This window comes from Bacteroides stercorirosoris (assembly GCF_900142015.1).
Classification (GTDB): Bacteria; Bacteroidota; Bacteroidia; order Bacteroidales; family Bacteroidaceae; genus Bacteroides; species Bacteroides stercorirosoris.
Window position 1 is genome coordinate 23144 of sequence record NZ_FQZN01000017.1, and the last position, 12762, is coordinate 35905.

Annotated in this window: 11 protein-coding genes and 1 tRNA gene; 6 read left to right on the forward strand and 6 right to left on the reverse strand. The window is 46.2% G+C overall.

Features of this window, described 5'->3' with window-relative positions:
• Positions 1-68: 68 nt before the first annotated feature.
• Together BUC01_RS13585 and BUC01_RS13590 are read left to right on the forward strand one after the other, a co-directional pair.
• Positions 69-1205 (forward strand): CapA family protein, encoded by a 1137-nt coding sequence (locus BUC01_RS13585; RefSeq protein WP_073314016.1) that lies wholly within the window; start codon positions 69-71, stop codon positions 1203-1205.
• Positions 1206-1297: 92 nt separating this feature from the next.
• Positions 1298-1371, forward strand: a tRNA-His gene (locus tag BUC01_RS13590).
• Between the two features lie 71 nt (positions 1372-1442).
• Here BUC01_RS13590 and BUC01_RS13595 read toward each other — a convergent pair.
• The 4 genes from BUC01_RS13595 to BUC01_RS13610 are packed head-to-tail and all read right to left on the reverse strand — an operon-like array spanning position 1443 to position 6428.
• The gene (locus tag BUC01_RS13595) at positions 1443-2312 is read right to left on the reverse strand and encodes a helix-turn-helix domain-containing protein (RefSeq protein ID WP_025834457.1); all 870 of its coding nucleotides are present in this window, start codon (positions 2310-2312) and stop codon (positions 1443-1445) included.
• 29 nt (positions 2313-2341) lie between these two features.
• Entirely contained in the window at positions 2342-3982 is a 1641-nt protein-coding gene (locus BUC01_RS13600; protein WP_073313965.1) for an MFS transporter, read from the reverse strand.
• Positions 3983-3986: 4 nt separating this feature from the next.
• Positions 3987-5078 carry an HlyD family secretion protein gene (locus BUC01_RS13605; protein ID WP_025834455.1) on the reverse strand — a complete coding sequence of 364 codons (1092 nt, stop codon included), beginning with the start codon at positions 5076-5078 and terminating at the stop codon, positions 3987-3989.
• 24 nt (positions 5079-5102) lie between these two features.
• Positions 5103-6428 carry a TolC family protein gene (locus BUC01_RS13610; RefSeq protein ID WP_025834453.1) on the reverse strand — a complete coding sequence of 442 codons (1326 nt, stop codon included), beginning with the start codon at positions 6426-6428 and terminating at the stop codon, positions 5103-5105.
• Positions 6429-6797: 369 nt separating this feature from the next.
• On the opposite strand from BUC01_RS13610, the gene BUC01_RS13615 reads away from it, so the two are divergent.
• Together BUC01_RS13615 and BUC01_RS13620 are read left to right on the forward strand one after the other, a co-directional pair.
• The gene (locus BUC01_RS13615) at positions 6798-7094 is read left to right on the forward strand and encodes a hypothetical protein (RefSeq protein ID WP_243462670.1); all 297 of its coding nucleotides are present in this window, start codon (positions 6798-6800) and stop codon (positions 7092-7094) included.
• A gap of 113 nt (positions 7095-7207) precedes the next feature.
• Complete coding sequence (locus BUC01_RS13620) at positions 7208-8845, forward strand: B12-binding domain-containing radical SAM protein (RefSeq protein ID WP_073313967.1); 1638 nt, start codon at positions 7208-7210, stop codon at positions 8843-8845.
• 34 nt (positions 8846-8879) lie between these two features.
• On the opposite strand, the gene BUC01_RS13625 is transcribed toward BUC01_RS13620, so the two are convergent.
• Positions 8880-9746, reverse strand: coding sequence for an Rpn family recombination-promoting nuclease/putative transposase (locus BUC01_RS13625; protein WP_025834448.1), 867 nt, complete (start codon positions 9744-9746; stop codon positions 8880-8882).
• 399 nt (positions 9747-10145) lie between these two features.
• On the opposite strand from BUC01_RS13625, the gene BUC01_RS13630 reads away from it, so the two are divergent.
• Both BUC01_RS13630 and BUC01_RS13635 read left to right on the forward strand, forming a co-directional pair.
• A complete protein-coding gene (locus tag BUC01_RS13630; protein WP_025835930.1) occupies positions 10146-10562 on the forward strand; it encodes an HU family DNA-binding protein in 417 nt (138 codons plus the stop codon).
• 44 nt (positions 10563-10606) lie between these two features.
• Positions 10607-11164 carry a pentapeptide repeat-containing protein gene (locus tag BUC01_RS13635; protein ID WP_025835932.1) on the forward strand — a complete coding sequence of 186 codons (558 nt, stop codon included), beginning with the start codon at positions 10607-10609 and terminating at the stop codon, positions 11162-11164.
• On the opposite strand, the gene BUC01_RS13640 is transcribed toward BUC01_RS13635, so the two are convergent.
• On the reverse strand, positions 11141-12637 hold the full coding sequence (locus tag BUC01_RS13640; RefSeq protein WP_025835934.1) for a PAS domain-containing sensor histidine kinase: 1497 nt from the start codon (positions 12635-12637) through the stop codon (positions 11141-11143). The two genes, BUC01_RS13635 and BUC01_RS13640, sit on opposite strands and share 24 nt — an antisense overlap.
• Between the last annotated feature and the right edge of the window lie 125 nt (positions 12638-12762).

Below are 12762 nucleotides of genomic sequence, written 5' to 3' on the forward strand. Positions count from 1 at the left end.
GAATACCGGAAGAAGACGATTATGCCTATTTGGCTTCTTCCGGTATTTATTTTAACCTACTAATGGTTATGAGAAGAACACTCCCCTTCGCTTTACTTTTCTTTTTTGTATCATGCAATAGTGTGGCACAAGAACAAACAATGTCCGAAGCTTCTGACACAATTCCTCCTGCCAAAATCACATTATTATTTGTCGGTGACTTGATGCAACATAAGGCACAACTTGAAGCTGCGCGTACAAGCCAAGGGAACTATGATTATTCTCCATGTTTTTCTCTCGTAAAAGAACAAATAAGTAAAGCTGATATTGCCATTGCCAATCTCGAAGTTCCTTTAGGTGGAAAGCCCTATGCAGGCTACCCGGCTTTCTCTGCACCAGATGAGTTTTTATATACCATCCGGGATGCCGGTTTCGATATTCTATTAACCGCAAACAATCATTGTCTGGATCGAGGAAAGAAAGGACTGGAACGCACTATCCTAATGTTGGATTCTCTACATATCGCATACACAGGCACTTATAGGAACAAAGAAGAACGACAGCAACGTTATCCGTTACTTATTCATAAAAATGGATTTCGCATTGCCTTCCTTAATTATACCTATGACACTAACGGAATCAAACCCACCTCTCCCAACATCGTGAACTACATAGACAAGACGGTCATGCAGCAGGATATTGATACCGCCCGAACATGGCAACCCGATGCTATCATAGCCTGTATGCATTGGGGAAATGAGTATCAGTCTCTTCCCAGTCAGGAACAACGGCAGTTGGCAGATTGGTTATTGGAACAGGGGGTAACGCATATCGTCGGTTCACATCCACATGTCATACAGCCAATGGAGTTACGCACCGATACTCTTGCTGGAACACAACATGCCGTAGTCTATTCTCTAGGGAACTTCATTTCTAATATGAGTAAGGTAAATACTGACGGTGGTCTCGTATTCACATTAGAATTGGAAAAAGACACAGTTACTTCAGCTATTCCCAATATTCGCATTCGCCATTGCGGATACAATTTGGTATGGACAGCACGACCTACTCTCACCAAAGAAAAAAATTATATTATCTATCCAGTTGATTCTACATCTATTTCAAAGCTTCCGGAAGTAGCACGTAACTCTCTGAATATCTTCGTTAAGAACTCTCGAAAGCTCCTCCAGCAACACAATGCAGGCATTAGGGAAGATAAAAAATGATGCAAATATCTACAAAAATATTCCTCTAAATATTTGCAGTATCAAAGATAATACCTATCTTTGCACCGCGTTTGAGAAATGACGCAAACATGGTGACTGTAGTTCAGCTGGTTAGAGCGTCAGATTGTGGTTCTGAATGTCGTGGGTTCGAATCCCATCAGTCACCCAAAAGATATCCTCATAAGTATTTACCTTATGAGGATTTTCTTTTATTTATATTCACTCTTTAGTTGCAAATCAAGATTTCCTCCGATACTGCTGCGGAGATGTCCCTGTCTGTTTCCTGAAAAACGTACCAAAGTAGGAAGCATTAGGAAAGTTGAAGTAATCAGATATTTCCTGTATGCTCTTCTGCGTGTTCTTAAGCAATGAAATGCTCTTACGGATAATGGCTTTGAACACCAGCTCCTGCACCGTATATCCACAAATCGACTTGGACAGTACAGAGAGATACTTAGGCGACAAACAAAGTTTATCTGCATAAAACTCCACGCCACGCTGCTCCATATAATGCATTTCAATCAGCTGAATCAACCGTATGAAAATATCGTGCTTATGTCCTACCGAGGCTCTTTGAGTGATAAGTTTACGATTATAAATGGAACAAAGCCGATACGTCAGTCCCAACAATAACAACTTCTGTTCATAGTGATTGAATGTATTTTCCTCTATCCGTAAAGTGTTGTCCAGAAGAGACATATATTTCAGGACTTCATTCTCTTCACCTGTGCTCCATACGTAGCACGGCTCCGTAGCAAGTTGCGAATAAAGATGCATGGAAGTCACACAATTGCCTATAATATCACGTATCGGCTCTGTCTGGTAGACAAGAATAAATACTTCCGCATCTTCCGACTGACGGCATACCTGAAAGACAGAACCACCGGGAATAAAAAGAGTCTCATTCGCTTTGGCCGAAAAATCCTTCTGATTCAGAGTAAACATAAAACTTCCCTGACGGCAAACCACCAACCCCACTCCATTCACTTGAAACGGTTTCTTCAATGACTCAGGGAAATCACGAAGCATACCTTCCGAACTACAAACATCCTTTCCACTTAACAATGCATGGTTAAGACGAGACAAACGTTCCTGATGAGTATCCATAATATCACAAGCTATATTGAAAAACAGTGCTAAGTTAATAATTTCCGCTTAGGATAAGGAATAATCAGTACAAATATCATACAAATAAGGCAGCCGTATACAGTCCAGCCCGCCATTTCCTTTACGGCAGACAGGGTAGCCTGCACCTGAATCCGCCCTTTGGTAGACATTGCCGCCATATTGATTGCATCCTGCTTACTCTTTCCCTGATATTGCATGCCTTGAACAGTCTGGATAAACGAAGCGGAAGCCTCGGGATGAAGCATATCCACATTTTGTGCATAGCGGGTGACATAATGCTGCTGACGCTCCTGCAATATATTCGAGTAAAGAGCACCTCCGATGCCGGGTCCCAACACCATACGCACGGTAAGCATGACGCAAATCCAAGTAGAAAGGTACTTATAGGGCATGCGTTGCGTAGCATAGGCAGCCGTCAAGGCATAAAGGAACATCATGCCGGTGGCACGGATAATAACCGGATACTTCATCCGCTCGTATAATCCGGCACTCTGCACTTCGAAGTACATGAATACTGCCGACAATCCGAGAAACAGGAAACCGGCTGCAAACAGATACTTGAAATGCACTCCTTTAGAGCCCAATATCATAGAAGAGATAGCACCAATCGCATACCCTGCCATGCACCAGTTACCCAATGTCGCATTCTGGTAATTATCCAGTTTCATTCCGACACCCGTAAACACATTGACAAACATGGCACTCGAATTGAATATCATCAGTAACAGATAAAGCAAAATTCCCATACGAATGGTACGTAACTTAAAGACATCCAACAGGAAGTAATGTGAATGGCGGTTCTTCTCCATATAGAAAAAGATACAGGCAGATATAGCCGCAACCAATGTGGCAGTGCGGATGGACTCATCATCATACCAATCCAAGACCTTGCCATAAACCAGCACATAAGTGATGCACACCAATGTAATGCAGAACACCGCCACATTGCCGAACTGCCTGAAGTTGATAGGAAAACGGCGCGTAGCAAACTTATGATAAGGCATTGTGATAAAGATAACCAAAATGGAAAGCAACACAGTACCCATCATAAAATAATACACATACTGCCATTCATACTCAAAAGCCAGCCATGCCGTTAGCGATGTGCCCAATTGCCCTAAAATCATAAAGAACAGGTAAATACCCGGTTGGCTGACGCATCGGTCAATATCCAGTTTATTCCAACCCTTATCATCATCAGGTTCCAGTCCCGGAGTGATGTTACGGGTAGCTTCCATTCCGGCAGCGTACTTGATAAGCGTAAACAGATTGACCATCATCAACACCATCCGCAGGAAGCCCATGAGCAGACTGCAAAGCGCCAGAATAAATATACTGTCCGTCTCCGCACAAATATAGCTAAAGACATACATGAGCGAGAACCCCGCCAGACACATCATCTTCTCCCGGCGAATACACATCAAGCGATACAGGAAAGGAGCGAAAGCCGCCATTCCGATGGAAGTGACGAAATTAGTGAACTGAATATGCTCGGAGATGATGCCCAGTCCACTCATCATCTCGGTGCTGTTGACAGAGTAAACGCCACCCACCGTAAGGATGGGGATAAAGAGCAACAACATGATGATGATGCCTACCGGTTTAGGCACCCAGTTGTAGAAGGGATAGTTTTTAGGGTACGAGGGCATGGCATCAGAGTTTAGCTTTCACAACTACCATCATACCTGCCGCCAGTTTCCCATTATCTTCTTTGGAGAGATTGGTGAAATCGATACGAACCGGTATACGTTGCTGTATCTTCACGAAGTTTCCGGCAGAATTATCGGTGGGAACCAACGAATATTTAGAACCCGTAGCCCCCGAAATAGCTGTAACAGTTCCTGTGAATTCTCTATCGCTGATGGCATCCACCGTGATAGTCACCTCCTGCCCAAGATGCAGATTCTCAATCTGGGTTTCTTTATAATTGGCAACAATCCACTTCTGCGTATCGGGCAAGATGTAAGTGATGGTCTGCCCTGCCGAGATGAATTGACCTTCCTCCAAGGCACGGCGTCCCAACTTTCCGTCACAAGGGGCTACGACCACTGTATAAGACAGGTTCAGCTTAGCCATTTCCAAGGCAGCCGTTGCCCGTTGGATAGCAGCCTCGGTACTCTCACGGCGATGAGACACTTCGTTCACTCCCGAGAGAGCCGCCTTCCGTTGACGCCTCACGGCTTCCAGTTTCTTGTGTGTGGCTTCATATTCCGTTTCTATCTGCTCTAACTGAATGGGAGTTGCAGCATTCCGTTTCACCAGATTTTCATAACGTTGGCGGTCTTTCTCCAGTTTGGCCAAACGGATTTCTATTTCAGAGATGGAAGCATCGTAGACGGATGCGGTGGTTTGCGTAGTCTGCAAGGTGGCTCCAATGACGGTGGCGCCTGCCTGTGCATCCTTCAGGGCGGCTTCGGCTTCCATAACGCGGATTTTATATTCACGGTCGTCCAATACAAGCAAGGTGTCTCCCTTGCGAACTTCCTGGTGTTCGGTGAAATAAATCTTCCTGATATAACCCGAGGCACGCAGGTTGACAGGAGATATATACTGTTCTATTTGGGCATCGTTGCTGGTTTCGGTCTGCTTGTAATCTAGAAAGAGACAGACCACCTGTATGACTCCCCAAATCATGACACCTATTCCCAACAGGCTGATTACGACTTGCCAACGGCGTAATTTTCTCAACTTCTTTGCTTTCTCCTGATGCGTACTGGATGCGCTATTGTTTTCTACTGTTTCCATATTCGGATGTTATTGATTAACTTGTTATTTGACTAATGATTCTATTTGCCCGGTCAGTTTCAGCAACATAAGGTTGGTCACCCGATAGTTATAGTGGGCGCTGATGTAGTTGTTCTGGGCTTCGCTCATCCGCATTTCGTCTTGCAGCACTTCGGTCATCGAGGTGATGCCTTCGCGGTATCGGTCCATAGTGACGGTATACACATCTTCGGCGAGCAAATAATTATCTTTCTGCTTTTTGAAATTCCGTTGGTTGTTCATCAGGTCGTTGGTGGCATTCAGGTATTGGGTCTGCAAATTCTTGCGGGTGTTCTCCTGTGCCAGTTTGATGTTTTCGATATCAATGACGGCCTTGCGGGTTTTATAGCGTTTGTCCAGACCATCGAAAATGGGAACACGCAGCGAGAGGCCCAGGCCATAGGAACGGTACCAATGACCGGAAGGACCGGAATGAAACCAGTGGTAAGCCTTATCGGTGTAAGCGGAAAACATCCAGTTGCCCGTCAGATTCAGGGAAGGGATGTATCCGTAACCAATCATCTTCTTTTGCTGCTCGGCCAGTTGCCGTTGCGATTCCAGCAGTTGGAGTTCGTATAGGCTCTCCGAGAGTCCGGTCAATGCTACGGGGGTGATAGTTTCGGTATTCACCGGCACTAAGGCTATTTGCTTTTCTGCGGGATAATCGATGATGTATTTCAGCAGGTTCAGTTGCTGTTCCAGCATGGCCTGTGCATTGTCATACTGTACTTTCAGGTTTTCGAGATTGATGTTCACCCGTTTCACATCGACTTCCATTGCCATTCCGTTGTCATAGAAGGCCTGCGTGATGTTCTGCAATTCTTCAAGACGGGTGATATTGGCTTTTATCAGTGCAATTTGCTCGGCGGTGACCTGCCCCAGATAATACATTTTGCAGACTTGCAGGATGAGGTCTTCCCTCGCCTTTTCGTAGGTGAGGCGGTTCATCTCGTCCATCGTCCGCGCAATGGAGATGCTGGTGTAGAGGGTTTGGTTATAGAGTGGCATTTGGAGCTGCAATCCTGCGTTGGCACTGTATTGCAGGGTATGAGTCACATTGTAGGGATTGCCGTAAGCTGAGCCGTCGGTAACGGAGACAGGCGGGTCGATGTTATCATTATAATTGGCAAAACCATTGATTTGGGGCAACAATCGTGCCCGGTTCTCGGAGATGCCATACCTTCCCTTTTGTATCTCTTTCCGTTTACTTTGCAGGGACAGGTTGTTCTCGATGCCTATCTTCAGACAGTCTTCCAATGCCAGGGTATCTTGTGCGCCTGCACTCGCAACGGGCAGGCAGAAAAAGGAAAAAATGAACAGTAACCTTCTCATAACAATTATTTGATATTTGGAAGCAAAGTTAGCGGGTTAGTGCAAAAGGATGCTGTCTATATATCGACTGTTTATGTTCACATTTTCCCTTTTTATAGGGAGATGGGCTTCGCAATTGACAATTGACAATTGACAATTACCATTCGGAACAATTACCATTCGTGACAATTGCTTAAGCTCCATATAGCGCAGCCTAATTGTCAATTGTCAATTTTTAGCGGGCATTCGCCCGCTAAATTATCATTCATAATGCAAGCTAATCAAGAACATCTACTTATGTAAAAAAAGGTAAATGCAGGAAACCATAAAAACGTTTCAATTGTTACTTAAAAGATAGCATGACAACATGTATAACTAAAATAAATGATTATGGAAACAAACAAAAAACTAATCGCAGTCGTAGAAATTGGTGGTGACAAAGCAGTTCAATTCTGGGCAAGAGCCGACGACCTGGCACAGCAATACAATGGAAAGTCAACGGATATAGTTTATACAGTGGTGAAACTTCCCGACTCTGATAACCTGTTCCGCTTCTTTGCCGCTTCAAAAGAAGAAATGACGCATGAAACTTTGCTGGAATGCAGTCGTGAGTTTCTGGATGAATTGCTGACACTGATTCCCAGCGAATGTGTCAGGATAAAGATTGCGGAAGGTAAAGAAGAATAAAAAGAAGTACACCGGATACAGGTGGGACGAAGGATTGGGGGCACAGAAAGAGAGCAAATAGAAATACATTCACTATCTTTGCAATCGTTTTTGTAAACCCAACCCTATATAAAATGAAGTTACTCTGGCTCGACCTGAACAGTTCATACGCCCACTCCTCACTGGCACTTCCCGCACTGCATGCACAGATAGCCGACGACGACGCCATCGAATGGGACATCGTATCCGCCACCATCAACGAGAATGTGGGCATGGTAGCGGGCGAAGTCTACCGCCGCCGTCCCGACCTGCTTGCCGCCACCGTCTGGTTGTTCAACCACGAGCAACTGTTGCACATCATTTCAAGAGTAAAAGCCCTACTGCCCCAATGCTGCATCGTATTGGGCGGACCGGAATTTCTGGGGGACAACGAATTCTTCCTGCGCAGTAATCCGTTTGTCAGTTGCGTGTTCAGGGGAGAAGGCGAAGAGGTGTTCCCGCAATGGATAACCCACCGCAACAATCCGGCGGAATGGAAGAATATCCTCGGACTCTGCTACCTCGACTCCCACGGAAATTACATCGACAACGGCATCGCCCGCGTGCTGGACTTCCATCACCTCATTCCCCCCGAGAAAAGCCGTTTCTTCAACTGGAGCAAGCCTTTCGTGCAACTGGAAACCACACGGGGCTGCTTCAACACCTGCGCCTTCTGCGTCAGTGGTGGAGAAAAACCCGTGCGCACCCTGTCCATCGAGGCAATCCGCGAACGGCTGCAAATCATCCACCGACACGGAATAAAGAACGTGCGTGTGCTCGACCGTACTTTCAATTATAATACCCGCCGGGCAAAGGAGCTGTTGGAACTGTTCCTTGAATTCGCCCCCGATATACGTTTCCACCTGGAAATGCACCCTGCCCTACTTTCCGAAGAGGTGAAAGAGGAGTTAAAGCGCCTGCCCGAAGGGTTGCTGCATCTGGAAGCCGGCATACAAAGCCTGCGCGAGCCGGTGCTTGTGCAAAGCCGACGGATGGGCCGACTGTCGGATGCGCTGGAAGGACTGAAATTCCTGTGTGCCCTCCCCAACATGGAAACGCATGCCGACCTGATTGCCGGACTCCCGCTCTATCACCTTTCGGAGATATTCGAGGACATCCGCGTATTGGCGGAATATGGCGCCGGAGAAATACAACTGGAGTCCCTGAAACTGCTTCCCGGCACGGAAATGCGCCGCAGGGCGGAAGAACTGGGCATACAATATTCCCCGTTCCCACCCTACGAGGTGCTGCAAACCCGCGAAATCAATGTGGACGAACTGCAAACCGCGCGGCAACTTTCGCGCCTGCTGGATGGATTTTATAATGCTCCTGCCTGGCAAGGTATAACCCGAAGACTAATTTTGGATAACGAAACGTTCCTGCACGATTTTCTGGAACATCTGATACGGATAGGATTGATAGACCAGCCGATGAGTCTGGAAAAACGGGGCCTCATCCTGTATGAGTTCTGCAAGCGGCATTATCCCGAATATCAGTCGGAAGCAAGCATCGCCTGGATAGAGGCGGGCATGTCGCTGAAGAAGCTCCCGGCAGAACGGGTAAAGACCAAGCGGCAAGTTCCTCCCGGACATTGGGAAGTGCTGTATGGAGAATACAGGGAGAACCTCCGGCTTTGTTTCCTGCCGATCGGCGAGGAAGAAAACCGGGGATATTGGTTCGGCTTTGAGTCGGAGATACAGAAAATAGAGCCGGTGTTCAAGGCAAGAAATTAAATATACAAGACTACTGCTATCGGTTTCACAAAGATCATAAGCCCGCAATCTCTTCGGGAGTCAAACCGGTAGCCTTTGATATTAAATCGGCAGAAGTGCCAAGTTGCTTTAAATTACGAGCTATAGAAAAACATTTTTCTATACTACCTTCCTCACGTCCTTCAGCACGTCCCTCTTCTCGTCCTTCTTCACGTCCTTCCAGTCTTGACGCTTCCAATACTGACAAATGCGTGCGATACGCGTTTACGCTTCGCCAATAAAGTTCATTCTCCTCTTCGTTTAGAGAAGATACATCGGCAATTTCTTCAAGCTTCTCGAAGACTGCCTTGCGGGCCTTAAAAGGCATTCGTTTTAGTGTCTCCATATTCTTCAGCACATAAATCCAACGTTCAAAATCATTTTCACATTTCTCTTCTTCTTTATCAAACACCGGCAGAGCGATAAAAATGGGGCGCATCTTGTCGCTGAATAACTGGCCTGTTTCACGGTCGGCAAGAATGATGTCGGTACGTAACTTAACATTATCCTTGAGCAAAAAGTTCATGAAGAACACACCATATACAGCCTTGATGTCGAACATCCAGTCACCTCTCTGCCCCTGACGGGTAACAGCATGCGACAGGTAAAACAAGGCGCGTTCCCTGAAATAGGCCTGAGACTTATTCTGCATCTCAACAATGATCTTCTCTCCCGTGTCTGTGGTGCAATGAATATCATAAATCAGCGCACGGGCATCCTCCCACTCCGGCAGTTGTTCGTTGTTCAGAAAGGTCAGGTCAGTAATCACCCGCTCGCCCTTCAATAAGTCATTTAAGAAATCTATCAGTAAGTCCTTTGATATCTCCTGACCGAATATTTTCTTAAAGCCGTAATCGGTAAACGGATTGATAAATCTTCCCATGTCGTTGTTTTCTGTTTCTTAATCTACCCCTGCAAAGATAAACAAATAGCTTGAATAAGAGATAGATTTATACAATAAACCATCAAAAAAACAGGAGAAGGACGAATATGATATTTTTTTCATGCTCATTTGAGATTATGCCTTTGCCATGCAAAGGTTACGGATTAGTTATGCTATCTTTGCGACTTGGCATATCATCATCCGCATTGATGGTAGGCATCATCCGTATTGATGATAGGCATCATCCGCATTGATGATAGTCATCATCCGTATTGATGATAGGCATCATCCGTATTGATGGTAGGCATCATCCGTATTGATGATATATTAAAGATATAGATAAGTCTCGCTCAGTCGTAGCATCAAGGCTATTAAACCATAAAGAAAGGAGAAATCAACATGGCTTTCTACAAAAAACAAAAAATACATGGAAAGTGGTATCCGAGAGCAATAACCAAAGGTCGCCCTGCTACAACAGATGATGTGGCAAAACGACTGTCGCTTATGTCAACGGTAAGTCCGGGAGATACCTATGCGGTACTCGTAAATCTGGGTGAAGTGTTGGGCGAACTGATGAGTGCAGGTCGGTCGGTACGGTTGAAAGGTGTAGGAACATTTTATCTCACTTGTCAATCGGAGAATCAGGGAGTAGACACTCCCGAAGAAGTCAGTCCCCAGCAAATCACTGATACAAAAGTGCGCTTCATCCCCGAATACAGTCGTGAGCAAAACAACCGGGTGACCGACCGCACCCTCATCGACCCTTATCTGGAATGGGTAGACTTTGACGAAATAGGCAACAACAGCAACAAATAACCCCTCTTCAAGAGGCTGAACAAGACCAATTTCAACCCCACCATATGGAAAACCAAATCATCGAAAAAGTCGATTTCGCCATCGACGAACTGGAACCCAACTACTACGAATGTACCTTCGACAAATGCAACTTCTCCGGCCAGAGCATCGGCAGAGTTATCTTTGAGAGATGCACCTTCAAAGAATGCAACCTGTCACTGGTGAAAGCCAGCAACACCTCCTGGCTGGACGTCCTCTTCACCGACTGCAAGATGACAGGCATCAACTTCACCCTCAGCAACCGCTTCGGCCTGTCCGTGGAGTTCCGCAACTGCCTCCTCTCCTATGCCCTTTTCACCGAAATGAAGCTGAAAGGCACCCGCTTCATCCGCTGCGACCTGCAAAATGCCGACTTCATGGAGACGCAACTCCCCGAAGCCAAGTTCACCGAGTGTGACCTCTGCTACGCCTCCTTCCACCACACCAACCTGGAAAAAGCCGATTTCAGCACCGCCCGCAACTACGCCCTGAACCCTGCCGCCAACCGCCTGAAGAAAGCCCGGTTCTCCCGCTACGGGCTGGAAGGACTGCTGACGGGGTTAGGAATAGAGGTTGTCGACTAACACTTCACTTTGTAATTGAGGAGTGGGTGCCGTAGCACAAGGCAATGTAACCCAAAACGTAGTACCGACACCCACTTCCGAAATCACCCCGATGGTTCCGCCCATGTTCTCTGCTATAGACTTGCAAATGGGCAACCCTAACCCGACCCCTTGCACAAAAGAGTCTACTTTCTCGAAACGGTCGAAAACCAACGGAAGTTTATCTTGCGGAATACCGCAGCCTGTATCTTTCACACTAATCTTGACACCCTCATCTACCATGCTGTACGCTATATCAATATGGCCGCTTTGAGTGTTTTTCAGAGCGTTCGACAGGAAGTTACTCAATATCCGTTTGACATACTGAGCGTCAAGTTCCACCATATAATCCTGCTCCGGTTTATCCACCCGGACATCCAGCTTTCCGTCGGCCTTCATCCTGCACTTGGCAGCACTTTCCACAACGAGGTCCGACAGACAGAACCATGCAGGATACAGTTTAAAGTCTCCCGCCTCCAACTTCGAAAGCTCCAGAACATCGTCCACCACCTTCAACAAGAGTGCATTGTTATGCTGTATCAACTGATTATATTCCTTTTTCTCTTCCATGTCGTCCGTCATAGTCAGTACGCTTGAGAAACCGACGATAGAATTCAACGGAGTACGTATCTCGTGGCTCATATTGGCAATAAAGGCAGACTTCAACCTGTTGGCTTCTTCCGCTTTCTCTTTTGCTTCCCGCAAGTCCTGCTCCAGTGCCTTTCTCTTGTCAATCATCAGAGTTCCCCCCACCAGGACAACCGGTTCGCCATCTTCATCATACTGATATACGGCGCCATAGATTTCTCTCCACGAAAGAGTGCCGTCTTCATCCCGAAGCAAGAATTCCTCGTCAAAGAAGTCCGTTTCCTTTCGTTTAAGTCTGTCCAATGCCCGGTGGATGTTCTCCCTGTGTTCCGGCAGGATAAACTGCAGATGTTCGTCGGCATCGACTATTCTATCCGTTCCACCTTCACCGCCTCTTTTCCAGGTAATCTCTTTGCGCCGCAAATCCCATGTCCACAGCTTCATACCGGTAGCTTTCAACAGCAAGCGATGCTGAATATCCAATTGTTCCAACTGGCACCGCTTTTCTGTTGCTTCCGTAACGTCCACCGCCGCACTAATCAGCCAGCGGGGCTCGCCCTTGTAGTACAACAACTGCTTATACATATTCAATACATGTTCGCACCCATCAGCCAATATCAGATGCTGAAAGGTGTTCGATTGGCCGGAACGTATCGTTTCCCGGTCTGTCTGTTGAAAGGCAGAACAAATTTCGGGAGGCAGAACACTTGCGTTCTTCCCGATCAGGTCGTCCTGAGAGACACTATATAAATCTTCAGATTTCTTGTTCCAAAAGAGATAGTTACAGTTATCCTTGATGTCCTTCACCGTAGTCGGAATAGGAAGATTATTCAGCAACTCCCGCATCAGGAAATTGTCTTCCTTCATTTCTTCCCACTCTTTTACTGATATGCCATGAAGTTTATACAATCGGAAATAATAGACTATCGCTACAATTGAAACAACAAAAGCAATTTGAATGGTTAGACACAATATAAACATTGTATATACAG

Excerpts from the sequence above, each read along its gene's own strand:
- BUC01_RS13585 (WP_073314016.1), top strand. The coding sequence starts at position 69 with ATGAGAAGAACACTCCCCTTCGCTTTACTTTTCTTTTTTGTATCATGC.
- BUC01_RS13595 (WP_025834457.1), bottom strand. The coding sequence starts at position 2,312 with ATGGATACTCATCAGGAACGTTTGTCTCGTCTTAACCATGCATTGTTA.
- BUC01_RS13600 (WP_073313965.1), bottom strand. The coding sequence starts at position 3,982 with ATGCCCTCGTACCCTAAAAACTATCCCTTCTACAACTGGGTGCCTAAA.
- BUC01_RS13605 (WP_025834455.1), bottom strand. The coding sequence starts at position 5,078 with ATGGAAACAGTAGAAAACAATAGCGCATCCAGTACGCATCAGGAGAAA.
- BUC01_RS13610 (WP_025834453.1), bottom strand. The coding sequence starts at position 6,428 with ATGAGAAGGTTACTGTTCATTTTTTCCTTTTTCTGCCTGCCCGTTGCG.
- BUC01_RS13615 (WP_243462670.1), top strand. The coding sequence starts at position 6,798 with ATGGAAACAAACAAAAAACTAATCGCAGTCGTAGAAATTGGTGGTGAC.
- BUC01_RS13620 (WP_073313967.1), top strand. The coding sequence starts at position 7,208 with ATGAAGTTACTCTGGCTCGACCTGAACAGTTCATACGCCCACTCCTCA.
- BUC01_RS13625 (WP_025834448.1), bottom strand. The coding sequence starts at position 9,746 with ATGGGAAGATTTATCAATCCGTTTACCGATTACGGCTTTAAGAAAATA.
- BUC01_RS13630 (WP_025835930.1), top strand. The coding sequence starts at position 10,146 with ATGGCTTTCTACAAAAAACAAAAAATACATGGAAAGTGGTATCCGAGA.
- BUC01_RS13635 (WP_025835932.1), top strand. The coding sequence starts at position 10,607 with ATGGAAAACCAAATCATCGAAAAAGTCGATTTCGCCATCGACGAACTG.
- BUC01_RS13640 (WP_025835934.1), bottom strand. The coding sequence starts at position 12,637 with ATGAAGGAAGACAATTTCCTGATGCGGGAGTTGCTGAATAATCTTCCT.